General features: G+C 66.4%; 22 protein-coding genes. 10 read left to right on the plus strand and 12 right to left on the minus strand.

All coding sequences use genetic code 11. From position 1 onward, the window contains the following. Nucleotides 1–164: 164 nt before the first annotated feature. On the plus strand, nucleotides 165–1,283 hold the full coding sequence (locus ACFWP0_RS01385) for a saccharopine dehydrogenase family protein (protein ID WP_377839210.1): 1,119 nt from the start codon (nucleotides 165–167) through the stop codon (nucleotides 1,281–1,283). Between the two features lie 18 nt (nucleotides 1,284–1,301). Here the strand turns inward: ACFWP0_RS01385 and glcC are convergent, their stop codons facing one another. After that, a complete protein-coding gene (glcC, locus tag ACFWP0_RS01390; RefSeq protein ID WP_377839211.1) occupies nucleotides 1,302–2,066 on the minus strand; it encodes a transcriptional regulator GlcC in 765 nt (254 codons plus the stop codon). A gap of 240 nt (nucleotides 2,067–2,306) precedes the next feature. Between glcC and ACFWP0_RS01395 the strand changes: the two genes are divergently transcribed. The 3 genes from ACFWP0_RS01395 to ACFWP0_RS01405 all read left to right on the plus strand — a co-directional run bounded on the left by ACFWP0_RS01395 (nucleotide 2,307) and on the right by ACFWP0_RS01405 (nucleotide 6,338). After that, complete coding sequence (locus tag ACFWP0_RS01395) at nucleotides 2,307–4,481, plus strand: malate synthase G (protein WP_377839212.1); 2,175 nt, start codon at nucleotides 2,307–2,309, stop codon at nucleotides 4,479–4,481. Nucleotides 4,482–4,617: 136 nt separating this feature from the next. Continuing rightward, nucleotides 4,618–5,235 carry a TetR/AcrR family transcriptional regulator gene (locus ACFWP0_RS01400; protein WP_377839213.1) on the plus strand — a complete coding sequence of 206 codons (618 nt, stop codon included), beginning with the start codon at nucleotides 4,618–4,620 and terminating at the stop codon, nucleotides 5,233–5,235. A gap of 248 nt (nucleotides 5,236–5,483) precedes the next feature. Continuing rightward, nucleotides 5,484–6,338 (plus strand): cysteine hydrolase, encoded by an 855-nt coding sequence (locus ACFWP0_RS01405; protein WP_377839214.1) that lies wholly within the window; start codon nucleotides 5,484–5,486, stop codon nucleotides 6,336–6,338. Nucleotides 6,339–6,443: 105 nt separating this feature from the next. Here ACFWP0_RS01405 and ACFWP0_RS01410 read toward each other — a convergent pair whose 3' ends face one another. The 4 genes from ACFWP0_RS01410 to ACFWP0_RS01425 all read right to left on the minus strand — a co-directional run bounded on the left by ACFWP0_RS01410 (nucleotide 6,444) and on the right by ACFWP0_RS01425 (nucleotide 9,316). Continuing rightward, on the minus strand, nucleotides 6,444–7,040 hold the full coding sequence (locus tag ACFWP0_RS01410) for a TetR/AcrR family transcriptional regulator (RefSeq protein ID WP_377839215.1): 597 nt from the start codon (nucleotides 7,038–7,040) through the stop codon (nucleotides 6,444–6,446). 125 nt (nucleotides 7,041–7,165) lie between these two features. Further along, nucleotides 7,166–7,471, minus strand: a complete 306-nt coding sequence (locus ACFWP0_RS01415; protein ID WP_377839216.1) for a DUF4148 domain-containing protein — start codon at nucleotides 7,469–7,471, stop codon at nucleotides 7,166–7,168. 89 nt (nucleotides 7,472–7,560) lie between these two features. Beyond that, nucleotides 7,561–7,866, minus strand: a complete 306-nt coding sequence (locus ACFWP0_RS01420; RefSeq protein ID WP_377839217.1) for a DUF4148 domain-containing protein — start codon at nucleotides 7,864–7,866, stop codon at nucleotides 7,561–7,563. Between the two features lie 283 nt (nucleotides 7,867–8,149). Then, on the minus strand, nucleotides 8,150–9,316 hold the full coding sequence (locus tag ACFWP0_RS01425) for a mandelate racemase/muconate lactonizing enzyme family protein (RefSeq protein ID WP_377839219.1): 1,167 nt from the start codon (nucleotides 9,314–9,316) through the stop codon (nucleotides 8,150–8,152). A 96-nt stretch (nucleotides 9,317–9,412) separates the two neighbouring features. Between ACFWP0_RS01425 and ACFWP0_RS01430 the strand changes: the two genes are divergently transcribed. Beyond that, nucleotides 9,413–10,342: a LysR family transcriptional regulator gene (locus ACFWP0_RS01430; protein WP_377839220.1), complete on the plus strand. Its 930-nt coding sequence runs from the start codon at nucleotides 9,413–9,415 to the stop codon at nucleotides 10,340–10,342. A 96-nt stretch (nucleotides 10,343–10,438) separates the two neighbouring features. On the opposite strand, the gene ssb is transcribed toward ACFWP0_RS01430, so the two are convergent. Beyond that, entirely contained in the window at nucleotides 10,439–10,966 is a 528-nt protein-coding gene (ssb, locus tag ACFWP0_RS01435; protein WP_377839221.1) for a single-stranded DNA-binding protein, read from the minus strand. A gap of 300 nt (nucleotides 10,967–11,266) precedes the next feature. Then, nucleotides 11,267–12,451 carry an MFS transporter gene (locus ACFWP0_RS01440; protein WP_377839223.1) on the minus strand — a complete coding sequence of 395 codons (1,185 nt, stop codon included), beginning with the start codon at nucleotides 12,449–12,451 and terminating at the stop codon, nucleotides 11,267–11,269. 196 nt (nucleotides 12,452–12,647) lie between these two features. Between ACFWP0_RS01440 and uvrA the strand changes: the two genes are divergently transcribed. Both uvrA and ACFWP0_RS01450 read left to right on the plus strand, forming a co-directional pair. Then, nucleotides 12,648–15,503 (plus strand): excinuclease ABC subunit UvrA, encoded by a 2,856-nt coding sequence (gene uvrA, locus ACFWP0_RS01445; RefSeq protein WP_377839224.1) that lies wholly within the window; start codon nucleotides 12,648–12,650, stop codon nucleotides 15,501–15,503. A 31-nt stretch (nucleotides 15,504–15,534) separates the two neighbouring features. After that, the gene (locus ACFWP0_RS01450; protein ID WP_377839225.1) at nucleotides 15,535–16,197 is read left to right on the plus strand and encodes a glutathione S-transferase N-terminal domain-containing protein; all 663 of its coding nucleotides are present in this window, start codon (nucleotides 15,535–15,537) and stop codon (nucleotides 16,195–16,197) included. 20 nt (nucleotides 16,198–16,217) lie between these two features. Here the strand turns inward: ACFWP0_RS01450 and ACFWP0_RS01455 are convergent, their stop codons facing one another. From ACFWP0_RS01455 to ACFWP0_RS01465, 3 genes are read right to left on the minus strand one after another with little or no spacing between them, the layout of a single operon-like run. Further along, nucleotides 16,218–17,345 (minus strand): deoxyguanosinetriphosphate triphosphohydrolase, encoded by a 1,128-nt coding sequence (locus tag ACFWP0_RS01455; protein ID WP_377839634.1) that lies wholly within the window; start codon nucleotides 17,343–17,345, stop codon nucleotides 16,218–16,220. A gap of 24 nt (nucleotides 17,346–17,369) precedes the next feature. Next, nucleotides 17,370–18,446, minus strand: coding sequence for a 3-dehydroquinate synthase (gene aroB, locus ACFWP0_RS01460; RefSeq protein WP_377839227.1), 1,077 nt, complete (start codon nucleotides 18,444–18,446; stop codon nucleotides 17,370–17,372). After that, nucleotides 18,443–19,084, minus strand: a complete 642-nt coding sequence (locus ACFWP0_RS01465; RefSeq protein WP_377839635.1) for a shikimate kinase — start codon at nucleotides 19,082–19,084, stop codon at nucleotides 18,443–18,445. Before ACFWP0_RS01465 ends, aroB begins: the two co-directional genes overlap by 4 nt. Before the next feature lie 115 nt (nucleotides 19,085–19,199). Here ACFWP0_RS01465 and ACFWP0_RS01470 point away from each other — a divergent pair, with 115 nt between their 5' ends. Further along, entirely contained in the window at nucleotides 19,200–21,647 is a 2,448-nt protein-coding gene (locus tag ACFWP0_RS01470; RefSeq protein ID WP_377839228.1) for a penicillin-binding protein 1A, read from the plus strand. A gap of 53 nt (nucleotides 21,648–21,700) precedes the next feature. Here ACFWP0_RS01470 and cyaY read toward each other — a convergent pair whose 3' ends face one another. Next, nucleotides 21,701–22,030, minus strand: coding sequence for an iron donor protein CyaY (gene cyaY / locus ACFWP0_RS01475; RefSeq protein WP_171667044.1), 330 nt, complete (start codon nucleotides 22,028–22,030; stop codon nucleotides 21,701–21,703). Between the two features lie 94 nt (nucleotides 22,031–22,124). Between cyaY and ACFWP0_RS01480 the strand changes: the two genes are divergently transcribed. Then, complete coding sequence (locus ACFWP0_RS01480) at nucleotides 22,125–22,250, plus strand: lipoprotein (protein WP_377839636.1); 126 nt, start codon at nucleotides 22,125–22,127, stop codon at nucleotides 22,248–22,250. Further along, nucleotides 22,247–23,539: a diaminopimelate decarboxylase gene (gene lysA / locus ACFWP0_RS01485; protein WP_377839230.1), complete on the plus strand. Its 1,293-nt coding sequence runs from the start codon at nucleotides 22,247–22,249 to the stop codon at nucleotides 23,537–23,539. Before ACFWP0_RS01480 ends, lysA begins: the two co-directional genes overlap by 4 nt. Nucleotides 23,540–23,573: 34 nt before the next feature. Here lysA and ACFWP0_RS01490 read toward each other — a convergent pair whose 3' ends face one another. Then, nucleotides 23,574–24,833 carry a hypothetical protein gene (locus ACFWP0_RS01490; protein WP_377839232.1) on the minus strand — a complete coding sequence of 420 codons (1,260 nt, stop codon included), beginning with the start codon at nucleotides 24,831–24,833 and terminating at the stop codon, nucleotides 23,574–23,576.

Here is a 24,833-nt window from a genome sequence, read left to right on the forward strand (position 1 = left end):
CCCTTCGGCCACAAGTCGAAGGGCTTTGTTTTTGACGATTCGACATCTTATTAAGTCATAACGACGTTAAATTAAGCCGTTACGACACTTTCGGTTCTACAAATCGACAGCACTCCCGCATAGGATGAGGCCAACCCGTCCCCCTCACATGCAGGAGCTGCCCCATGTCCACCACCACCAAGCCCATCGTTTTGCTGGGCGCCGGAAAAATCGGTTTCGCCATCGCCCTGATGCTGGAACGCAGCGGCGATTATTCCGTGCTGGTTGCCGACCAGGATGCCGCCCGCCTGGCCATCCTGGCCGGGCTCGGTTGCGAGACGCGCCAGATCGGCGACGACGTCTCCGTGGCGCGCTGCATAGAAGGCGCCTATGCCGTGGTGAACGCGTTGCCGTTTCACCGCGCCACCGCGGTGGCGGGCTTGTGCGCAAAGGCCGGCGTGCATTATTTCGACCTGACCGAAGACGTGGCCAGCACCCATGCCATCCAGGCCCTGGCGGAAAACGCCCGCAGCGTGCTGATGCCGCAATGCGGCCTGGCGCCCGGCTTCATCGGCATCGTCGGCAACGCGCTGGCGCGCCGCTTCGACACGCTGCTGGACCTGCGCATGCGCGTCGGCGCCCTGCCGCGCTATCCGTCCAACAGCCTGCGCTACAACCTGACGTGGAGCACCGAGGGGCTGATCAACGAATACTGCAACCCCTGCGAGGCCATCGTCGACGGACAACTCACCAGCGTGCCGGCGCTGGAAGGCTACGAAACGTTCGCGCTGGACGGCGTCGAATACGAGGCCTTCAACACCTCCGGCGGATTGGGCACGCTGCCCGCCACCCTGCTGGGCCGCGCGCGCAACGTGGACTACAAGTCGGTGCGCTACCCCGGCCACTGCAACATCATGAAGCTGCTGCTCAACGACCTGCGCCTGCGCGACCGCCGCGACCTGCTCAAGGACATTTTCGAATCGGCGATTCCCACGACGGAACAGGACGTGATCGTCATCCAGGCGTCGGCTTCGGGCTACCGCCACGGCCGCCTCGAAGAAGAGTCCTACCCGATCCGCGTGTTCGGCGCGGATGTCGATGGCCACCGCCTGAGCGCCATCCAGTTGTCGACCGCTGCGGGCATCTGCGCCGCGCTGGACCTGGTGGCGCAGGGCGTCCTGCCCCAGCAGGGTTTCGTGGGCCAGGAATCCATCGCCCTGGACGCTCTGCTCAACAACCGCTTCGGCCGGATCTACGCCGGCAAGCCGCTGGCGCTTGCCGGCGGCGCAATGGCCGACCGCTAGGCCAGCCGCCGCGCGGCGCTACGTCCAGCCTTCCAGGCGCAGCGTCGCACGCACCAGGCGCTGTTCTTCCTGTTCGATATCCGACAGGCTCTGGCGCACGCTGTCCACATGGTCGGCAGCGGCCTTGCGGGCCTGTTCGGGCTGGCGCCCGATGACCGCGTTGTACAGGCGCGTGTGCTGCCGGTCGATCTGGCGCTTCTCGGGCTCGCGGTGATAAAGATTGTTCACGCACGCGAACACCGACCCCAGCAGCAGGTCCGTCAGCGACTGCAGCGTATGCACCAGCACGGGGTTGTGCGAGGCCTCGCAGATCGCCAGGTGGAAGGCATGGTCCAGATGCGCATGCGTCGCCGTATCGGTGGCCGCGCCCTGCGCGGCCACCATTTCGTCATAGCGCCGGCGGATCATGATGAAATCCGCCTCGGTGCCGCGGATCGCCGCCAGCCGGGCCGACTCGGCCTCCAGCAGCGAACGCACTTCCAGCAGGTCGTACAGGGTGCGCGGCTGCGAATTGAACAGATGCATCAACGGGCCCGCATCCACCTTTGAGATGTGCGCCACGAAAGAGCCCTTGCCCTGGGCCGTATGAATGATCTCGCGCGCGCGCAAGAGCTTGAGCCCTTCGCGCAGCGCGGTGCGCGACACGCCCAGCTTTTCGGTCAGGCGCCGTTCGGACGGCAGGGCCTGGCCGGCCTTGAGCACGCCGTCCAGGATCAGGCGTTCAATCCGTTCGGCCACTTCGTCCGCCACCTGGCGGGGCTTTTCTTCTGTTTCCGCGTACATGCGTTCTCCGGGCCAGTGGTATGACCAAGCGCCAGGCTGGTTCGAGACGATTGATCATGCCCGCTGTAAGTAGCTGATATAAAACCATAAAAATCCGGCGTTTGCCTGGGAGCAAGGAAATAAACTGGTATGACCAGCGGGTTTTGATATGGACAATGGCGCAGGCGCGAACGATGATGTCAGGACAGATACGCCCGGCGCCCCGGCGTCGGCCAGCCCTACTTACCGCTAGAGACCCGCATGACTCAACGCATCCAGCACCACGGCCTGCAAGTGGCGGCCAATCTCAACCAATTCATCGAACAGGAAGCGCTGCCCGGCACCGGCCTGGATGCCGACGGCTTCTGGCAGGGGTTTGCGGCCCTGGTGCATGACCTGGCGCCCAAGAACCGCGAGCTGCTGGCCGAACGCGACCGCCTGCAGGCCGAACTCGACGCCTGGCATCGCGCCAATCCCGGCCCCATCGCCGATCCGGCCGCCTACCGCAAGTTCCTGGAAGGCATCGGCTACCTGCTGCCCCAGCCCGCCACCGTGCGCGCCACCACCGACAACGTCGACACCGAGATCTCCCAGCAGGCCGGCCCGCAACTGGTCGTCCCGATGTCCAACCCGCGCTACGCCCTGAACGCCGCCAATGCGCGCTGGGGCAGCCTGTACGACGCGCTCTATGGCACCGACGCCATTCCGGCCACCCCGGGCGACTCGGGCAAGGGCTACAACCCCGAACGCGGCGCCGCCGTCATCGCGCGCGCGCGCAGCTTCCTGGACACCGCCGCCCCCCTGGCCCAGGGCTCGCATGCCGACGCCCGCGGCTACACCATTGAAGGCGGCCAGTTGCGCGTCGCGCTGGCCAACGGCGTCACCGGCCTGAAGTTCGCCTCGCAGCTCGCCGGCTACCAGGGCGATGCCGCCGCGCCCACCGCCATCCTGCTCAAGAACAACGGGCTGCATTTCGAGATCCAGATCGACCGCGCCAGCGCCATCGGCGCCACCGACGCCGCCGGCGTCAAGGACGTGGTGGTAGAAGCCGCGCTGACCACCATCATGGACTGCGAGGACTCCGTCGCCGCCGTCGACGCCGAAGACAAGGTCCTTATCTACCGCAACTGGCTGGGCCTGATGAAGGGCGACCTGACCGAAGACGTCACCAAGGGCGGCAAGACCTTCACCCGCAAGCTCAACGCCGACCGCGAGTACACCCGTCCTGACGGCTCGCCGCTGACGCTGCATGGGCGCTCGCTCATGTTCGTGCGCAACGTGGGCCACCTGATGACCAACCCGGCCATCCTGGACCGCGATGGCCGCGAGATCCCCGAGGGCATCCTGGACGCCGTCGTCACCAGCCTGGCCGCCCTGCAAGACCGCAAGGCCAAGCTGAATTCGCGCACGGGCTCCGTCTACATCGTGAAGCCCAAGATGCACGGCCCGGCCGAAGCGGCGTTCGCCAGCGAGCTCTTCGACCGCGTCGAAGACCTGATCAAGGTGCCGCGCAACACCCTGAAAATGGGCATCATGGACGAAGAGCGCCGCACCAGCATCAACCTGAAGGCGTGCATCGAAGCCGCCGCCTCGCGCGTGGCCTTCATCAACACGGGCTTCCTGGACCGCACCGGCGACGAAATGCACTCCAGCATGGAAGCCGGCCCCATGCTGCGCAAGGGCGACATGAAGTCCACCGCCTGGATCACTGCGTACGAACGCAACAACGTGCTGGTCGGCCTGGACACGGGCTTGCGCGGCCGCGCCCAGATCGGCAAGGGCATGTGGGCCATGCCCGACCTGATGGCGGCCATGCTGGAACAGAAGATCGCGCACCCCAAGGCCGGCGCCAACACCGCCTGGGTTCCCTCGCCCACCGCCGCGACCTTGCATGCGCTGCATTATCACCAGGTCGACGTGCAGGCCGTGCAGCAGGAACTGGAACGCACCAAGCTCGACAGCGTGCGCGACGATCTGCTCGGCGGCCTCCTGACCGTGCCGGTCGGCGATCCGTCCAAATGGTCGGCCGCCGACATCCAGCAAGAGCTGGACAACAACGTGCAGGGCATCCTGGGCTATGTGGTGCGCTGGATCGACCAGGGCGTGGGCTGCTCGAAGGTGCCCGACATCCACGACGTGGGCCTGATGGAAGACCGCGCCACGCTGCGTATCTCCAGCCAGCACATCGCCAACTGGCTGCGCCATGGCGTGACCAACCGCGAGCAGGTCATGGAGACCTTCAAGCGCATGGCCAAGGTGGTCGATGGCCAGAACGCCGGCGACGCGCTCTACCAGCCGATGGCCGGCCGCTTCGACACCTCGCTGGCCTTCAAGGCGGCGTGCGCGCTGGTGTTCGAAGGCCTGACGCAGCCCAACGGCTACACCGAGCCGCTGCTGCACAAGTACCGCCTGGAGTTCAAGGCTGCACAGGGCTGAGTCCGCCCCCGCGCGGCGCCCGGACCGGACAGCCCAGGCTGTCCGGTTTTTCTTTGCCCGCGACAAATTGCGTACTGCGCAGGCCGCTACAAAAAATAAGCGCGCCATTTTCGCACTATCGTGCTAAATTGCTCGCATGACGGCCAAAACCGAAAAAAGCGAACTGACCTTTGCAGCCATTGTGGATGCGGCCCTGGACATGGCCGCCGCACGGGGCATGGAGAGCCTGTCGCTCGGCCAGGTCGCCAAGCAATTGGGCATCAGCAAAAGCGGCGTGTTCTCCCGCGTGGGCTCCCTGGAAGCCTTGCAGCAGGCAGTGCTGGACGAGTACGACCGCCGCTTCGTAGCCGCCGTGTTCACCCCCGCCATGGCTTACCCCCGCGGCCTGCCGCGCATGAACGCCCTGGTGTCGCTGTGGATAGAACGCGCCAGCAACGTCGAGACGCTGACGGGCTGCATCTATGTCGCGGGCGCCTTCGAGTACGACGACGTCGAGTCTCCGCTGCGCTCCGTGCTTGAGCACAACCTCAGGCGCTGGCGCGCCGCGATGGTGCGCACGGCGTCCCAGGCCCTGGAGGCCGGCCATCTGCGCCCGGACACGGATCCCGAACAGCTCGTGTTCGAAATCTACAGCCTGATGATCGGCCTGATGCATGACGCCCGCTTCCTGCGCGACCCGAAAGCGCCCGAGCGGGTCAAGGCCGCTTATGAACGCCTGATTTCCACTTACCGCAGTTTCAAGTACATCGAGTAGTCCCCAACCCGCGCCGGCCCGCCGCCGGCGTTTCTTCAGACTAATTTCGCACGATCGTGCGAATATTGACAGGAGCGAGTCATGTGGATTCTTATTTCAGGAGTGGCCATGGGCGCCTTGGCCAGCATCTGGCTGCAATGGCGCGCGCTGCTGCGCCAACTGCCCGACTGCGCCGAACATCTGGTGCTTTTCTAGTAACCGGGCGGCGTCCCGGTCTATATTGCGAACTTCACCCAGCCCACAACGTCATGCCGCGCTCCATTCATCTGCTGATCGTCGATCCGCAAAACGATTTCTGCGATCTGCCCAAGGCCTACCTCCCGACGGATCCGCTGACCGGACGGCCCGTCCAGCCCGCGCTGCCTGTCCCGGGCGCGCACGCCGACATGCAACGGCTCGCGCGCTTCATCGAGGCCACGGCGCCCGCGCTCACCTCCATCACGGTGACGCTCGATTCGCACCACCGCCTGGACATCGCGCACCCGACCTTCTGGCGCGCCGGCAACGGGGACGCCGTCGCGCCGTTCACGCCCATCACCGCGGCGCAAGTGCGCGCGGGCGAATTCCAGCCCCGCCATGAAGACGACCTGCCGCGCACGCTTGCCTACCTGGACGAACTCGAAGCCCGCGGCCGCTACACCTTGATGGTGTGGCCCGTGCATTGCGAAATCGGCACCTGGGGCCACAATGTGCACGCCGACGTGCGGGCGGCCTATGCCCGCTGGGAAGACGAACGCCAGTTCATCGTCCGCAAAGTGCCAAAGGGCGCCAATCCCTGGACCGAACACTACAGCGCGCTGATGGCAGAGGTGCCCGACGCCGACGATCCGCGCAGCCAGCTCAACCGCAATCTGCTCGGCTCGCTGGACCGCGCCGAACTCATCCTCGTCGCAGGCGAAGCCGGCAGCCACTGCGTCAGGGCCACCGTCGAACACATGGCCGAGCACCTGCCTGGCGGCAACCTGTCGCGCATCGTGCTGCTGACCGACTGCATGAGCCCCGTCGCCGGCTTTGGCGATGCGCAGACATCGTTCCTGCAGCGCATGCGGGATCTGGGCGTGCAGGAACGCACCAGCGCGGACATGGCGCGCGCGCTTTCCTGAGCACGGGGCGCGCCATCCGCGCCGCCAATGACAACGGCCGCCTGCTGGAGCAAGGCGGCCGTGGCGTACTGCGGCAATGGAGACGGCCAGACGCCGTCCGCGAGGTCAGCCCGGCTGCCCGGACTTGCCCTCGCACCCGACATACAGCGCGCTGATCGCTTCGCACAAGGCAGGCGGTTGCTGAAACAGCCGCGACACCAGCAGGCAGCCTTGCACCGTGGCGAACACCGCCCTGCCGGCAGCCTCCGGCGTGCCGGAGAACTTCAATGCGCCCTGCGCCGCGCCTTCAGCCAGCACGCGGGCCAGCCACGCTTCATGCGCGCGGAAGAAACCTTGCAACGCGCCGCGCACACGGTCGGACAAGCTCATGATGTCGGCGGCCAACATGCCTCCCAGACAGAGCTCGCCGGCGCCGCAGGCGCGCGATTCCATCATCGACAGGTACTGCTCAAGCTGCGCCTGGGCCGGCTGCGCGGTGTCGATGGCGCGGACGGCGCCGAGCGCGCGCGCGCTATAGGCCTCGACCGCTTCATACAGCAAGTCGTCCTTGCCCGGAAAGTAATAGTGGATGCTGGACGTCTTGACGCCCACATGCTCAGCCAGGTCGCGGTAGCTGAAGCCGTTGCATCCGCGCGTGCGGATCAGCTTCTCGGCATGCGCCAGAAGCAGTTCGCGAGTGGTGTTGGAAGTTGGGGTGTCCATGGCTGAATATTACCTACTAATAGGTCGGTTCGTCATCGGTGGCGGTTTGCCGCCGGCCGAAACTCCGTGCGGACCCCGGCCGGGAAAACTCCCGCCCCCCGGGGTCCGCATTTTTCAACATCTGATCAGCCTTGCACGGGCGGATAAGCCAGTTCGCCGCTTTCGGTCAGGCCTTGGGCACGGGCGGCAGCCAATTCTTGCTGCACCTGGGCGCGGGTCTTGTCGCCGGCATGGGCAAACGGAGCCGCGGCGTAGCCTTCCTCGCCGGACACCAGTTCACCGTTGGCACGGGCGGCGGCCAGTTCTTGCTGCACTTGCGCGCGGGTGACCGTGCTTTGCGTGTTCAGGGCGGGCGGGTAGTCCAGTTCGCCGGCTTGAGCGGTGCCGATGAAGGAGGCGGACAGGATCAGGGCGGATACGAGGGTCTTCATGGTTGATCTCCAATAAGGATCAGATGCTGCATCAGGGTTGGGCGGCAAGGCTATCTATATATAGATAGATGCCAGTTCAAAAAAAACGCTCAGCCTTGCACGGGCGGATAAGCCAGTTCGCCGCTTTCGGTCAGGCCTTGGGCACGGGCGGCAGCCAGTTCTTGCTGCACCTGGGCGCGGGTCTTGTCGCCGGCACGGGCAAACGCGGTCGCGGCGTAGCCTTCCTCGCCGGACACCAGTTCACCGTTGGCGCGGGCGGCGGCCAGTTCTTGCTGCACTTGCGCGCGGATGACCGTGCTTTGCGAGTTCAGGGCGGGCGGATAGTCCAGTTCGCCAGCTTGGGCGGCGCCGATGAAGGAGGCGGACAGAATCAGGGCGGATACGAGGGTCTTCATGGTGAATCTCCAGAGAGCAATACGATGTGGGTTTCGGATAAACTATCTACTTATAGGTAGACATCTAGGGAAATAAAAAAGCGGTCCTACTGTATTTCTGGTTTCGGCGCCGGCGGTTTTGTTTGGTTCGCTGCGTCGATGGATGAATCTTACCTACTACTAGATAGATAGCGCAAGCGGATATTGTGAAACGAAATATTTCACAGCGCCCAGCGACGCCATTGCTCTTGCTTGCCTGCGCAATCCCACGGCCGCGGGCCATGGGATTGCGGCGCCAAACGGATCAGGCTGACAGTTCCCGCATCACCGCATACAGGTCCGACTTGCCCTCAAAACCGATGCCGGGCAGGTCCGGCATGGTGAGATGCCCTCCCTCAACCTTGACGCCATCCGGGAACCCGCCAAACGGCTGGAACAGGTCCGGGTAGCTTTCGTTGCCGCCCAGGCCGAGGCCCGCGGCGATGTTCAGCGACATCTGATGCCCGCCATGCGGCACGCACCGGCTGGCGGACCAGCCATGCTGCCTGAGCATGTCGAGGGTGCGCAGGTACTCCACCAGGCCATAGCTGAGCGCGCAGTCGAACTGAAGGTAGTCGCGGTCCGCGCGCATGCCGCCGTAGCGGATCAGGTTGCGCGCGTCCTGCATCGAGAACAGATTCTCGCCGGTGGCCATGGGCTTGTCGTAGTAGTTGCGCAGCGTCGCCTGGAGCTCGAAGTCCAGCGGATCGCCCGGCTCCTCGAACCAGAACAGGTCGTACCGGGAAAGCGCCTTGGCATAGGCGATGGCCGTGTCGAGATCGAAGCGGCCGTTGGCGTCGACCGCCAGCTTCTGGCCATCTTGCAGAATGCTCAGGATCGAATCGATGCGGCGCAGATCCTCGTCCAGCGACGCGCCGCCGATCTTCTTCTTGACCACCGTATAGCCCCGGTCGATGTAGCTGCGCATTTCGTCCTTGAGCTTGGCGTGGTCCTGGCCCGGGTGGTAGTAGCCGCCCGCGGCGTAGACGAACACGCGGCGGTCCGCCCGGCCATTGCCGTAGCGGTCAGCCAGGAGCTGGAACAGCGGCTTGCCCTCGATCTTGGCCACGGCGTCCCATACGGCCATGTCGATCGTGCCGATCGCCACCGAGCGTTCTCCGTGCCCGCCCGGTTTTTCGTTCTCGAACATCGCGTCCCAGACCTTGTGGGGATCCAGGTTGCCGCCGGCGGCGTCGATGAGCGAATCCGGCTCGGCTTCCAGGATGCGCGGGATGAACCGTTCGCGCATCAGCTTGCCCTGGCCATAGCGGCCGTTCGAATTGAATCCGTAGCCGACGACGGGCTTGCCGTCCCGGATCACATCGGTGATCACGGCGACCAGGCTCAGCGTCATCTTGCTGAAGTCGATATAGGCGTTGCGGATGGGCGAGCTGATGGGGAAAGTCTGTTCGCGGATTTCGACGATTCTCATGGCGTGTCTCCTTATGCGGCGGCGATGGGAATCGATAGGTTAGTGGCGTGGACCTGGCCTAGAATTGACTTATGTTCATTTGATTATTTACTTTGAGTGAAAGCCGACCTGGCCTCCGAACTGCAGTTCTTTGTGCTGGTCGCCCGGCTTGGCAGCCTGTCGGCCGCCGCGCGGCAGCTGGATCTGACGCCGCCCGCGGCAACGAAGCGCCTGGCGCTCATGGAGCGCCGCCTGGGCGTGCGCCTGGTGAACCGCACGACGCGCAGCATCAGCCTCACCAACGAAGGCGAAACCTACCTGGCCTACGCCACGCGGATCCTCGCGGAGCTACGCGAGATGGAAGACGTGGTGTCGAGCAGCGGCGCCGAGCCGCGCGGGCTGCTCCGGGTGAACGCAACGCTGGGCTTTGGCCGCACGGCCATCGCGCCGCTCGTGTCCGAATTCGCGAAGCGCTATCCGCGGGTCGAGGTCGAGCTGGAGGTGACCGACAGGCCCGTGGATCTGGTGGAAGGCGGATTCGATCTGGCAATCCGCTTTGGGGAACTGCCCGACAAGCGACTGAGCGCCCGGCGCGTGATGACCAATCGCCGCTTCCTGTGCGCTTCCCCGCTCTACCTGAAGACCTTTGGAACGCCGTCCACCCTGGCCGATCTGGCCAACCACCGCTGCATCATCCACAGACAGAACGACGAGGCGCACGGGGTCTGGCGATTCACCCGCGCCGGTCAGGCCGAAGTGGTGAAGGTGGCGGGCGGCCTGTCCAGCAACGACGGCGATATCGTGCTGGGATGGGCGCTGGACGGCCACGGCATCCTCGTCCGTTCCGAATGGGACCTGGCAAAGTACCTTGAAAGCGGAAGACTGCGGGTGGTGCTGCCCGGCTTCACGCTGCCGTCGGCCGATCTGTTCGTGTACTACCCGCAGCGCCGCAACCAGGCGGCCAGGGCCCGCGCCTTCATCGACTTTCTCGTCGAGGCCTTCCAGCCGCCCGCGAACGCGCCGGCTGCGGGCCGGCCAAGCGCATAGGCAGCGCGGGCCTGGCGACTTGGCGAGGCAGAAAAAAGCCCCGGCCTTCCAAGGGAAGCCGGGGCTTTTGCGTGCAATTTTCCGTTCGGGCGCTGCTTAGAACGGAATGTCGTCGTCCATGTCCGCCAGGTTGGCGCCGCTGCTGGCCGGGGCCGCCGCGGGAGCCGGACGCTGCTGGGGCGCCGGACGTTGCGCCGGGGCGCGCTGCTGCTGCGGACGCGAAGGCGCGTCATCGTAGCCGCCGCCGCCGCCGTAGCTTGCGCCGCCGCCGCCGCCGCCGCCGTCTTCACGGCCGCCCAGCATTTGCATCTGGTCGGCGACGACTTCGGTGCTGTAGCGGTCGGCGCCGGTGTCCTTGTCTTGCCACTTGCGCGTCTTCAGGCGGCCTTCGATGTAGACCGAACGGCCCTTCTTCAGGTATTCGCCGGCGATTTCAGCCAGGCGGTTGTACATGACGACGCGGTGCCATTCCGTTTCTTCGCGCTTCTCGCCGCTGGCCTTGTCCTTCCACGACGAAGTGGTGGCAATAGACATATTGCAGATTGCCGCCCCTTCCGGGCTGTAGCGGACTTCCGGGTCGCGCCCCAGATTGCCCACGAGTATGACTTTGTTAACCGATGCCATGCCGATGTCCCTCTGTTGTTGACAGCCTGCGCCTGTGCGTTGCCGCAAGCGCGCCGGCAACAACATAAAAAAGCGATGTTGAAGACCGGCTTCATGAAACACGCCGGTCATCATAGCGATGACCGGCGATACCGGTGAAGCCCGTGTTGGTACGTATTATCGACGAAAAGCGCCCGTCGCGCCAAACGGCAATGGTGACAAAGCCATCCAGCCCGGCAAACGATTTCGCCGTCGTTGGGCGCCGTTGGCGTCGCGATCAGCGACTTTCCAGCCGGGCGCCGGCGAGGCCTCCTGGCCCGGTCAGGCCAGCGGCCTGATCGCCCAGGTAACCGCCAGCCAGACGGCCGACAGGATGGCGGCGGCGACGAACACCGCGCTGGAACCCGAGTGCGAGGCCAGCCAGCCACCCAGGGCGCCGCCCGCGAACAGGCCCGCCGCCTGCGCGGTGTTGTAGAAGCCCAGCGCCAGGCCCTTGTAGGCTTGCGGCGCCACGCGCGACACCAGCGAGGGCTGCAAGGCCTCCAGCACGTTGAAGGCGACAAAGAATCCGGTCAACGCGGCGGCCAGCGTGTAGAAGCCATGGCTGGCGGCGGGCAGCAAGGCGCACACCAGCACCAGCCCGGCCACGGCGGCGCGCAGGGCGCCGCGATGGGCGCGGCGCTTTTCCGCCACGAACACCACCGGCACCATCAGCACGAACGACACCAGGATGACCGGCAGGTAGACCTTCCAGAGATCGCGCGCATCCAGGCCGCCCGCTTTCGCCAGCAGCGCCGGCACCACGACAAACATCGAAACCTGGATCAGATGCAGCACGAAAACGCCGAAGTTCAGGCGCAGCAGGTCGCGATGGGTCAGGACTTCGCGGGGCCTGGCGGCCTGCATGGTGCGAGCCTGGGTGCGCGGCACCACGGGCACCACCCAGCGCGCCACCCCCAGGCAGATGACGCCCAGGCAGGCGATGGTCCAGAACAGGCCCGATAACCCCCACCAGCCCACCAGCACCGGCGACAGGACGAGCGACAACGCAAACGACAAGCCGATCGAGCCGCCCACCATGGCCATGGCGCGCGTGCGCACCTCGTCGCGGGTGGCGTCCGCCAGCCAGGCGGTCACGGCGGCGGAAATGGCGCCGGCGCCCTGAATGGCGCGGCCGATGGTGATCCAGTACACGTCCGTGGCTTGCGCACAGACGACGCTGCCGGCCACGAACAGCAACAGCCCGAAGAGCACGACCGGACGGCGCCCCCAGCGGTCGGACGCCAGCCCGAAGGGAATCTGCATGAAGGCCTGGGTCAGGCCGTACATCCCCAGCGCCAGGCCCACGCGCGCCGGGTCGTCCCCGCCCGGCATGCCGCTGGCGGCCACGGCGAACACCGGCAGCAACAGGAACAGCCCCAGCATCCGCGCGGCGAACAGGCCGGCCAGCGCCACGCTGGCGCGGCGCTCGGAAGCGGTCAATTTCAGTTTTTTGTCTGCCGGCATGCGGAAATTTCAACTATGACAAGGGCGGCGCGCATGCTTGCATGTCATACGCTCACGGTCTGATCTGGCGGTGCGGCGCCGGCCCCCGGCCAGTCCGTCCAGACGGACGGCCTTGAACGCGAGAGGATTCGGCGCGCTATAGTACCAAGTTGGCCTTTGAAACCGCTTAAAAGAGCCCGATGGACACCAGACCGACGTGACAATACGCATCCGGGGTGCACGCACCCACAATCTCAAGAACGTCTCGCTGGACCTGCCGCGCCACAAACTGGTGGTCGTCACCGGCTTGTCCGGCTCGGGCAAGTCCTCGCTGGCGTTCGACACGCTGTACGCGGAGGGCCAGCGACGTTACGTGGAGAGCCTCTCCGCCTACGCCCGCCAATTCCTGCAGCTGATGGACAAGCCGGACGTGGACCTGATCGAAGGCCTGTCTCCGGCCATTTCGATCGAGCAGAAGGCGGCGGGGCACAACCCCCGCTCCACCGTCGGCACCATCACCGAGATCCACGACTACCTGCGCCTGCTGTACGCGCGGGTCGGCACCCCCTATTGCCCGGACCACGGCCTGCCGCTGCAGGCCCAGAGTGTCAGCCAGATGGTCGACGCGGTGCTCGGCTGGACGCCCGAAACGCGCCTGGCGGTGCTGGCGCCTATCGCGCGCGGCAAGAAAGGCAGCTTTGAAGACGAATGCGCCAGCCTGCAGGCGCAGGGCTACGTGCGCCTGCGCGTGGACGGCCAGCTCGTTGAGATCGACGGCATGGCGCCGCTGAAGAAAACCGAGAAGCACGACATCGATGTCGTGATCGACCGGCTGCGCATCAAACCCGAAAGCAAGCAGCGCCTGGCCGAGAGCTTCGAGACCGCGCTGCAGTTGGCGGAAGGCCGCGCGCTGGCGCTGGACATGGACAAGGAACGCGAGCAGGTCTTCTCCAGCCGCTACGCCTGCCCGGTGTGCAGCCACAGCCTGCCCGAGCTGGAGCCTCGCCTGTTCAGCTTCAACAATCCCATGGGCGCCTGCCCCAGTTGCGACGGCATCGGCCAGGTCGGCTTCTTCGACCCGAAGCGGGTCGTCGCCTTTCCGGAGCTCAGCCTGGCCGCGGGCGCGATCCGCGGCTGGGACCGCCGCAACGCCTTCACGCACTCGCTGCTGACGAGTCTGGCCGCGCACTACGAATTCGACATCGAAGCGCCCTTTGAAGAGCTGCCGGAAGCGCTGCGCGACAAGGTGCTGTACGGGTCCGGCGAAGAAGAAATCTCCTTTCTCTACCTGAATGAGAAAGGCCGCAGCACCGTCAAGCGCCATACCTTCGAAGGCGTCATCCCGAACCTGGAGCGCCGCTGGCGCGAAACGGACTCGGCGACGGTGCGCGAAGAGCTGGGCAAGTACCGCAACATCAAGACCTGCCCGGACTGTGCCGGCTCGCGCCTGCGCCCCGAAGCGCGCAACGTGCTGATCGGCCACGACCCGCGCGGCGGCGAACGCCACGGCCAGGCCATCTATGAAGTCGAGGCGATGCCGCTGTCGAGCTGCCTGGACTGGTTCCGCGGCCTGAGCCTGACCGGCGCCAAGCAGGAGATCGCGCAACGCATCGTGCGCGAGATCGAAGCGCGCCTGAGCTTTCTGAACAACGTCGGCCTGAACTATCTGTCGCTGGACCGCAGCGCCGACACCATCTCCGGCGGAGAAGCCCAGCGCATCCGCCTGGCCAGCCAGATCGGCTCGGGCCTGACCGGCGTGATGTACGTGCTGGACGAGCCCTCCATCGGCCTGCACCAGCGCGACAACGACCGCCTGATCGGCACCTTGCAGCACCTGCGCGACCTCGGCAACAGCGTCATCGTCGTCGAGCATGACGAAGACATGATCCGCATGGCCGACTGGGTCGTGGACATGGGCCCCGGCGCGGGCGAACATGGCGGCGAAGTCGTCGCCCAGGGCGACCCGGAAACGGTGCAGCGCGACCCCAACTCGCTGACCGGCCAATACCTGAGCGGCGCGCGCGCCATCGCCATTCCCGCGCGCCGTCCCGTCAATGACGAGCTGCCCTGGCTGACCCTGACGGGCGCCAGCGGCAACAACCTGAAGGACGTGGAACTGCGCCTGCCTGCGGGCCGCCTGGTCTGCGTGACCGGCGTGTCCGGTTCGGGCAAGTCCACGCTCATCAACGACACGCTGGCGGTTGCCGTGTCGCGCCAGCTGCATCACGCGCAAAGCGAACCCGCCCCCTATGTATCGATGCAGGGGCTGGAGAACTTCGACAAGATCATCAGCGTGGACCAGAGCCCCATCGGGCGCACGCCGCGCAGCAATCCGGCCACCTACACCGGCCTGTTCACGCCCATCCGCGAGCTCTTCGCGGGCGTGCCCGAAGCCCGCACCCGCGGCTACGATCCCGGCCGCTTCAGCTTCAACGTGAAGGGCGGCCGCTGCGAGGCCTGCCAGGGCGACGGCGTGGTCAAGGTCGAGATGCACTTCCTGCCCGACATGTACGTGCCCTGCGACGTCTGCCACGGCAAGCGCTACAACCGCGAAACGCTGGAGATCCGCTACCGCGGCCGCAACATCAGCGAAGTGCTGGACCTGACGGTGGAACAGGCGCTCGAATACTTCGAGTCGGTGCCGGCCATTTCGCGCAAGCTGCATACGCTGATCGATGTCGGCCTGTCCTATATCCGCCTGGGCCAGAGCGCGACCACGCTTTCGGGCGGCGAGGCGCAGCGCGTGAAGCTGTCGCAGGAGCTGTCGCGCCGCAGCACCGGCCGAACGCTCTATATCCTGGACGAGCCCACCACAGGCTTGCATTTCCGCGATATCGAGCTACTGCTCCAGGTGCTGAACCAGCTCGTCGACTCCGGCAACACGGTGCTCATCATCGAACACAACCTGGACGTCATCAAGACTGCCGACTGGCTGATCGACATGGGCCCGGAAGGCGGCGACGGCGGCGGCTATGTCGTGGCCCAAGGCACGCCGGAAGCCGTCGCGGCTACCCCGGCCAGCCACACCGGGCAGTATCTGGGCAAGCTTCTGCGCCGCGCGCCGGGCGTGTAAAAAAGACCATCAATGCGTAAGGGATAGCGGCATGTACACCTTGATCATCGGCAACAAAAACTACTCTTCCTGGTCCATGCGTCCGTGGATCGCCCTGCGCGCCGCGGGCATCGCCTTCACGGAACAAAAGCTTGGCCTCTTCACCGAGGAATTCTCGCGCCGGCTGGGCGCGGTGTCGCCCGCGGGCCTGGTGCCGGTGCTGCTGGACGGCGACTTCGCGGTCTGGGATTCGCTGGCCATCTGCGAGTACGCCGCCGAACGCCATCCTGATGCCCGCCTGTGGCCGCAAGACCCCAAGGCCCGCGCCCGGGCGCGTTCGCTGGCCGCGCAGATGCACAGCGGCTTTGGCGCGCTGCGCCAGGCCATGCCCATGAACATCGAAGCCCACCTGCCGGGCATCGACATCCCGGACGCCGCGCAGCAGGACATTTCACGCATGCAGGCCATCTGGCACGACACGCGCGCGGAATTCGGCCAGGACGGTCCTTTCCTCTTTGGCGGGTTCTCGATCGCCGACGCCTTCTTCGCGCCGGTGGTCTCGCGCTTTACCACCTACGGCGTCGCGGCCGCGGGGCCCGTGCGCGACTACATGGATGCGATGCTGGCGCTGCCCGCCATGCAGGAATGGATGCGCGACGCGCGCGCCGAAGCCACATTCGTGGCGGCGGACGAACCCTATCGCAAGCACCGCTGAGGCGCCTGCCCTGGCGGGCGCTACGCCATGTCGAACAAGCGCTTGTGTTCGCGGATGGCGTAGCGGTCGGTCATGCCGGCGATGTAGTCGGAAATGGCGCGCGCCTGCTCATTGAACGCGGCGCGGCGGTAGTCGGGCGGCAGCAGCCGGGGATCGTCCAGAAAAGCCGCGAACAGTTCGCGCACGATGCGCCGGGCCTTGGTGGTCATGCGCAGCACGCGGTAATGCCGGTACAGGTTGTCGAACAGGAATTTCTTCAACGCATCCGCTTCGCCGCGGATTTCATCGGAAAATCCCGCCAGCGGCTGCGCGCGGCGCACGTCGTCCACGCTGGCGGGCGCCGCGTCGCGGATGCGCGCCAGCGAGGTCCGCGTCAGGTCGACGATCAGCGTGTTGATCATGCGGCGTATCGTTTCGGCCACCGCACGGCGCGGCGCCAGGCCGGGGTAGCGGTCCAGCACGAGGGCATGGTGGCGCTCGAAGATCGACACCTCCTTTAACTGCTCCAGCGTGATCAGGCCGGAGCGCAGGCCGTCGTCGATGTCGTGGTTGTTGTAGGCGATTTCGTCCGCCAGGTTGGCCAGCTGCGCTTCCAGCGACGGCTGCGTGCGGTTCAGGAAGCGCTCGCCCACATCGCCCAACTGGCGCGCGTGCGCCGCCGAGCAGTGCTTCAGGATGCCTTCCCGCGTTTCAAAGCACAGGTTCAGGCCGTTGAAGTCCGCGTAGCGTTCCTCAAGCTCGTCCACCACGCGCAGGCTTTGCAGGTTGTGCTCGAAGCCGCCGGCCTCCGGCGCCAGTTCGCGCATGCAGGCGTTCAGCTCGTCCTGGCCGGCATGCCCGAACGGGGTATGGCCCAGGTCGTGCGCCAGCGAGATGGCTTCGGTCAGGTCTTCCGACAGCCGCATGCTGCGCGCCAGCGTGCGCGCGATCTGCGCCACTTCCAGGCTGTGGGTCAGGCGGGTGCGGAACAGGTCGCCTTCATGGTTCACGAAGACCTGCGTCTTGTATTCCAGGCGCCGGAAGGCGCCGGAATGGACGATGCGATCGCGATCGCGCTGGAATTCCGTCCGGTTCTCCGGCGGCGGCTCGGCATAGGTGCGACCGCGCGATTGAGACGGGTCGGATGCATAGGAAGCCAGTTCATTCATCTGCGACACCGTCTGTCTCCGCGTTTACTGGGTGGTGCGGGCGAGGACGGCGCGCACGGCGTCGTCCGGCGCCGTCCGGGTCACGGCCTCGCCGATGCGGGTCATGAGCACATAGCGGATCGAGCCGCCTTCGGTCTTCTTGTCCACCTGCATCAGGTCCAGCCAGCGGTCGGCGCCCAGGTCGGGCGCAACCGCGGGGCAGCCGATGGCCGTCACCAGCGCCCGCACGCGCGCCACGTCGGCGCGGTCAAAGCCCGCCACGTCGGCGGACAGCTCGGCCGCCTGCACCATGCCGCAGCCCACGGCCTCGCCGTGCAGCCAGGCGCCGTAGCCCAGGCCGGATTCGATGGCGTGGCCAAAGGTGTGGCCCAGGTTCAGGATGGCGCGCAAGCCGGACTCGCGCTCGTCCTTGCCCACCACCTGCGCCTTCAGCTCGCAGGAGCGCCGGATCGCGTAGGCGATGGCCTCGTGATCCAGGGCGCGCAGCTTCGGCGCGTTGACTTCGCACCAGGTCCAGAACGCCGGGTCCAGGATCAGGCCGTACTTGATCACTTCCGCCAGCCCGGCCGACACTTCGCGCGCCGGCAAGGTGTTGAGGACCTCGGTATCGATTTCGACCGCCACCGGCTGGTGGAAGGCGCCGATCATGTTCTTGCCCAGCGGGTGGTTTACGGCCGTCTTGCCGCCCACCGACGAATCCACCTGCGCCAGCAGGGTCGTGGGCACCTGCAGGAAGCGCACGCCGCGCATGTACACGGCGGCCGCGAAACCCGTCATGTCGCCGATGACGCCTCCGCCCAGCGCCACCAGGACGCAGCGGCGGTCAAGGCGGTTGGCCAGCAAGGCGTCGAAGATCAGGTTCAGCGACTGCCAGTCCTTGTAGGCCTCGCCGTCGGGCAGTTCGATGCGCAGCACCCGCTTGCCGCTGCGGGCCAGCGCGGCTTCGGCGCGTTCGCCATACAGGGCCGCCACCGTCGGGTTGGTCACCACCGCGATCGCGGTCGCGTCCGCGGGTATGCACTGGTCCAGGGCGTCCAGGCGGCCGGGACCGATGTGGATCGGATAGCTTCCGCCCGGAGTATCGACGTCAACAACGTTCATATGCGCTTCTCAAAAGCTTGTAATTGCGGCAGAAGCGCCTTGACCAGGGTATGGATGGGCATCGAGCCCGTCTCCACCACCAGGTCGGCCACTTCCTTATAGAGGGGCTCCCGCAAGGTCATCAGGTCGCGCAGCGTGCCGCGCGGGTCCGCGGTGGCCAGCAAGGGGCGGTTGCGGTCGCGGCAGGTCCGGCGGAACAATTCGTCCACGCTGGCCCTCAAATAGACCACGATGCCGCGCTCGTGCAACCGCTGCCGGTTTTCGGGCGCCAGGATGGCGCCGCCGCCGGTGGCAAGAATAATGTTGCGACGTTGGGTACACTCTTCCAAGGCGGCGGACTCCCGGCGACGGAAACCGGCTTCGCCCTCGATTTCGAAGATTACCGGCACCCGCACGCCGCAACGCGCCTCGAGCTCATGATCCAGATCCATAAACTCGCGTCCCAGCGCCCGCGCCAGGCTACGGCCTATGGTCGTCTTGCCCGCGCCCATCATCCCAACCAGGAAGACGGGCAGGTCGTGCGGCAACGCCACGGTCTTGCCTGTGCACTCCACGGCGCAAGGCAGGTTTTCAGGCGCCCCGTCCGAGGGAGCCGGGTCCGGGTCAGCCTCCGGACATGAGTTAGCGGAAAAGTTCATGTCGGCATTATCACATCTGCCGCCAAGTTGCCCGCGCACCACACAGAACTATCTTGTTACAGAAACCGATCCCCCGCCATGAGGCGAGACCGGAGATACCCGTAAAATCGCCGCGATGAGCAAGCCCCAGAATTCCTCCAAGAAAGACAAGCCCGCCCACAGCGGATCCCCCATACTGCGATTCTTCGTAAAAACCGGCATCCTTTTCGCCGGCCTGTTCCTGTGCGGCGTCCTGCTCGCCGGAATGGCGCTGGCGCTGGCCTGGCCCAACCTGCCGGACCTGAACGCCATGACGGACTATCGCCCGCGGGTGCCGCTGCGCGTCTATACGGCGGACCGGGTCCTGATCGGCGAGTTCGGCGAAGAGCGCCGCAACGTGCTGCGCTTCAATGAGATCCCGGACGTCATGAAGTCCGCGGTGCTGGCGGCCGAAGACGACCGCTTCTACCAGCACGGCGGGATCGACTGGATGGGCGTGGCGCGGGCGGGCCTGACCAACCTGATCAACATGTCCAAGACGCAGGGCGCCAGCACGATCACCATGCAGGTGGCGCGCAATTTCTACCTGTCGTCGGAAAAAACCTATTCGCGCAAGTTCTACGAACTGTTGCTGACGTTCAAGATCGAGTCCGAGCTCACCAAGGACCAGATCCTTGAGCTCTACATGAACCAGATCTACCTGGGCCACCGCGCCTACGGCTTCGCGGCCGCCTCGCGCACGTATTTCGGCAAGCTCCTGTCGGAAGTCACGCCCGCCGAAGCCGCCATGCTGGCCGGCATCCCCAAGGCCCCCTCGCGCTTCAATCCGATCTCCAACCGTCCCCGCGCCGAACTGCGCCAGCGCTACGTGCTGGCCCGCATGCAGTCGCTGGGCTACCTGACGGAACCCGAATACAAGCAGGCGATGGCGCAGCCGATCGTCATGAAGTCGGCGGAAGGCACGCCGGCCGGCGGCTATTCCATCCACGGCGAGTACGTGGCCGAACTGGCGCGCCAGCTGCTGTACAACGTGTACCAGGACAACGTCTATTCGCGCGGCATCAACATCTACACCACCGTGCAGTCCAAGGACCAGGAAGCCGCCTACCGCGCCGTGCGCGAGGGCGTGCTGGAATACACGCGCCGCGCCCCCTACCCCGGTCCCGAGGAACAGCTCGACCTGCCCCCGGGCACCGAGAACAACCCGGCGGCGCTGGATGAGTTCCTGGACGGCGTGTTCGACAAATTCACCGACAGCGGCGACCTGCTGACCGCGCTGGTGCTGTCGGCCAGCCCCACGGAAGTGAAGCTGGCGCGCAGCTCGCGCGAAATCATCACCGTCACCGACAAGAAGGTGCTGGGCGTCGTCGCCCGCGCGCTGAACGACAAGGCCAAGCCCGACCAGCGCATCAAGCGCGGCTCCGTGGTCTACATCCGCAAATTCGGCGACAACTGGGAAATCATCAACCTGCCCTCGGTGCAGGCGGCCTTCGTGGCGCTGTCGCCGCAGGACGGCGCCATCCGCGCCATGATCGGCGGCTTCGACTTCTATCGCGGCAACTTCAACCGCGTGACGCAGGCATGGCGCCAGCCGGGCTCGAACATCAAGCCCTTCATCTATGCCGCCTCGCTGGAACGCGGCCTGACGCCGGGCACGCAGATCTCGGACCAGCCCTTCATGCTGACCGCGGAGCAGACCGGCTCCAAGGCCTGGAACCCCAAGAACTACGGCAACCAGTACGAACCCATGCTGACGCTGCGCCAGGGCCTGTACAAGTCCAAGAACATGGTGTCGATCCGGATCCTGCAGGCCATCGGCCCGCAGTATGCGCAGGACTACCTGACCCGCTTCGGATTCGACAAGGCCCGCCAGCCGGCGGTGCTGCCGCTGGCGCTGGGCGCAGGCTCGGTCACGCCGCTGCAGCTGGCCGGCGCGTTCTCGGTGTTCGCCAACGGCGGCTACCGCGTCACGCCCTACCTGATCGACCGCGTCACCGACAGCAGCGGCAAGGTCATCATGCAGTCCAAGCCGGTCCTGGCTGGCGACTCGGCGGCCCGCGCCATCGATCCGCGCACCGCCTGGGTCATGGACGACATCCTGCGCGGCGTGGCCACCTACGGCACCGCGGCGCGCGCCCGCGCCCTGCTCAAGCGCAATGACATCGCCGGCAAGACCGGCACCACCAACGAATCCGTGGACGCCTGGTTCTCGGGCTACACGCCTACGCTGGTCGCCACCTCGTGGCTGGGCTTTGACCAGCCCAAGTCGCTGGGCTCGCGAGAAACCGGCGGCGGTGTGGCCATGCCGATCTGGGTGGACTACATGCAAGACGTGCTCAAGGGCGTGCCCGAAGAGAAGCCCCGCGCGCGGCCCGACGGCATCCTCGTGGAAAACGGCGAGTTCTACTTCTCGGAATTCCCGCCCGGGCAAGCCGTGGCGCGCCTGGGGCTGGCCGAAGCCGACACGCTGGGCGAGTTCCTCAATGGCCTGGGCGGCAGCACCGGCGAGGACACCCGGATCAAGGTTGCGCCGGGCGTGGGCACGCAGAACAACGCCCCCTGGTCGCAGAAGATCCCGTTCTGACGCGAAAAGGCCGGCCTCGCAGGCCGGCCTTTTTTTGCCGGTGGAAGGCTGCCTTACAGCCGTATCGTCACGGGGACGCCGGCCGCGGCCGAGCATATCTGGGACAAGGCGTCCGGCAACTGCGGACCGCCCCGGGTATCGTTCCAGTGCTGGCCATCGTAGCGGTAGTGGAAGCCGCCGCTGCGCGCGGCCACCCACAGCTCCTGCATGACGGCCTGGCTGTTCACCACGACGTGAGTGTTGTCTTCGAAGACCATCGTCAGCACATTGCCGCTGCGGCTGGTTTCCACGTCGACGTCGAGCGAAGCCGCCCAGTCGTCGGCCTGGCTTTCGATGCTGTCCAGCACCTGGTCGATCAACGCAAGAAATTCGGTTTCGGTCATAATCGAGCCTGCAAGAATTACGGAGTTCCCAGTGTTCCAATTGGCATTTAGCCGCATGGCTCTTCGCATTGTAGCCACGCTAGTGGCGACCGGCATGGTTGCGGCCTGCGGGTACAAGGGGCCGTTGTACATGCCGACCCCGGACGGCAAGCCGCCCGCGCGTTCGCAGCCAAGCCAGCAGCCGGCGACGCAGATCCCTCCCCCGCCGCCGACCCTATGACGCCCCCGTTCCCCACCCCGCCTGAATTGGCCGGCAGCCCGTACTTCCAATACCGCAACAATGTGTTGTACGCGGAAGACGTGCCGCTTGACCATCTGGCCGAACGGTTGGGAACTCCGCTTTACGTCTATTCGCGCGCGGCCCTCAAGGCATCTTGGCAGTCCTACCGCAGCGCCATCGGCCAGCGGCCGGTGCTGGTCTGCTACGGCATGAAGGCCAATTCCAATCTGGCCGTCCTGAAGGAATTCGCGCGCCTGGGCGCGGGTTTCGACATCGTTTCCGGCGGCGAGCTCAAGCGCGCCCTGACTGCCGGCGCGGATCCGTCCAGGATCGTGTTTTCGGGCGTGGGCAAGCAGGCCTGGGAAATGCGCGACGCGCTGGCGGCGCGCGTAAAGTGTTTCAACGTGGAATCGGTGGCCGAACTACACCGTCTGTCCGAGGTCGCCCAGCACATGGGCGCGCGCGCCCCCGTGTCGCTGCGCGTGAACCCGGACGTCGACGCCCAGACCCATCCGTACATTTCCACCGGCCTGAAGGAAAACAAGTTCGGCATCGCCATCGAATCGGCGCTGGACGCCTACCGAACGGCCCAATCGCTGCCGAACCTGGACATCGTGGGCGTGGATTGCCACATCGGCTCCCAGCTCACCGACATCAGTCCCTATTTCGATGCGCTTGAAAAGCTGCTGGACCTGGTCGAAAAGCTGGACCAGGCCGGCATCAAGATCGCGCACCTGGACCTCGGCGGCGGCCTGGGCATCCGCTACACGGACGAAACGCCGCCTTCGCCCAAGGACTTGCTGGACCGCGTGTTCGACCGCCTGAACGCGCGCGGCCAGGGCCATCTGCAACTGGTGCTGGAGCCTGGCCGCTCGCTCGTCGGCAACGCCGGCGTGCTGCTGACCACCGTCCAATACCTGAAGCATTCCGAAGCGCGCAACTTCGCCGTCGTCGACGCGGCCATGAACGACCTGCTGCGCCCGGCGCTGTACGACGCCTTTCACGGCGTGCAACCCCTGCACCCGCGCATGGGCGACGCGGCCGAATACGACATCGTCGGCCCGGTCTGCGAAACCGCCGACTGGCTGGCCAAAAAGCGCCTGCTGACTATCCAGCAAGGCGACGTGCTGGCGGTGGAATCCGCGGGCGCCTACAGCATGGCCATGGCCAGCAACTACAACACGCGAGTCCGCCCGGCCGAAGTCATGGTCGACGGCGACAAATACTACGTCGTGCGGCAGCGCGAAACCCTGGACGATCTGCTGCGCGGCGAATCCATGCTGCCTTGAGCAGCCGCCCGCCCCCGGCGCGGCTTGCCATCCTTCATTTGAACTCGTGCGTAATGGCGGCAGGCCTGCCCGGCGCCACGGTCAACGTCATGCTGTGGTCTCCCGACGATGCATTGCGCACCGTCACCTGATAGCGGCCCGGCGCCAGGGAAAGCTCGCGCAAGGGCGGGCTCACCCCGCGTGAGCGGCCATTGATCAGCACCTCTCCCCATGGACGCACGGCCACGCGCACCGCCACGGGCGCTGCCTTGGGCGGCTCCTGCGGCACGGCCTCGGCCGTAGCCTGCGCCTCTGGCGCAGGCGTGCTGGCGGCGATCCCGGCCGTGGCGTCGGGTGTCGCCTCCTGCGCTTGGCCGCCGGCGGCGGATTCGACGGGCGGCGGCGCTGGCGCGGCGGCGCTTCCTGCGGGCGGTGCGTCCGGAACCACGGGCGGCGCCTCGGCGGGCTCGACCTGAGGAGGCTGCGGCGCAGGCGCGGGAGCCGGGGACGAAACCTGCGGCGCGCCGGCCAGTTGGACCGGCGGCGCCGTCAACCGGACCCAGGCATAGGCTCCGCCCGCCAGCAGCAGGGCGAACATCAGCGCCAACGGCAGGATGCGTCGACCAGAGGACGGAAGTTCCGGAGGCGCTGCAGCCGGATGGCCGGCCGTTGAGCTGACCAGCTCGTCATCGCCGGCGGAAGGCTCCGCCATCGGCGCGGCGACTGGGGCCAAGGGCATTGCCGGGCTCGTGTCCCGAGGCGGCAGAGACGCCCCCATCGCCGCGGCAAAGGCCTCCACCGTCTGCGGCCGCGCGTGCGCCGGCATCGCCAGGCCGCGATCGACGGCATCGCAGAACGCCTGGTCGTAAGCCCCCGCGCCCCATTCATGCAGCGGCGGGCAGTCGTCGCGCACGCGACGCGCCAGCGCGCTTGGCGGGGCGCTGCCCGTGGCCAGGAAATAGGCCAGCGCCGCCAGCCCATGGACGTCCGTCCACGGGCCGCAGGGGTAGTCAGGGTCGTCCGTGTATTGCTCGAACGCGGCATAGCCGGCGTGACGGGAGGCGTCTTCGGCATCAGGCGCGGGCGCCACGGGCGGCGCCGCCAGGATGGCCTGGCCCGACGGGTCATGGGCGACGGCGGCCGGGCAAAGGCCGCCATGAACCCGGCCGGCCTCATGCAAGGCGGCCAGGGCGGCGGCCAGGCCTCCGACGATCCGCGCGATCTCCTCCTGGCGCCGCAGGCCCGGCGGCAAGCGGATCAGGTCGTCAAGACGCGGCGCGCCCGGGTCCGGCGGCACTGCGGAAGGTCGGGACAT

Source organism: Achromobacter sp. NPDC058515 (assembly GCF_042721735.1).
In the GTDB taxonomy this organism is placed as follows: domain Bacteria; phylum Pseudomonadota; class Gammaproteobacteria; order Burkholderiales; family Burkholderiaceae_B; genus Achromobacter.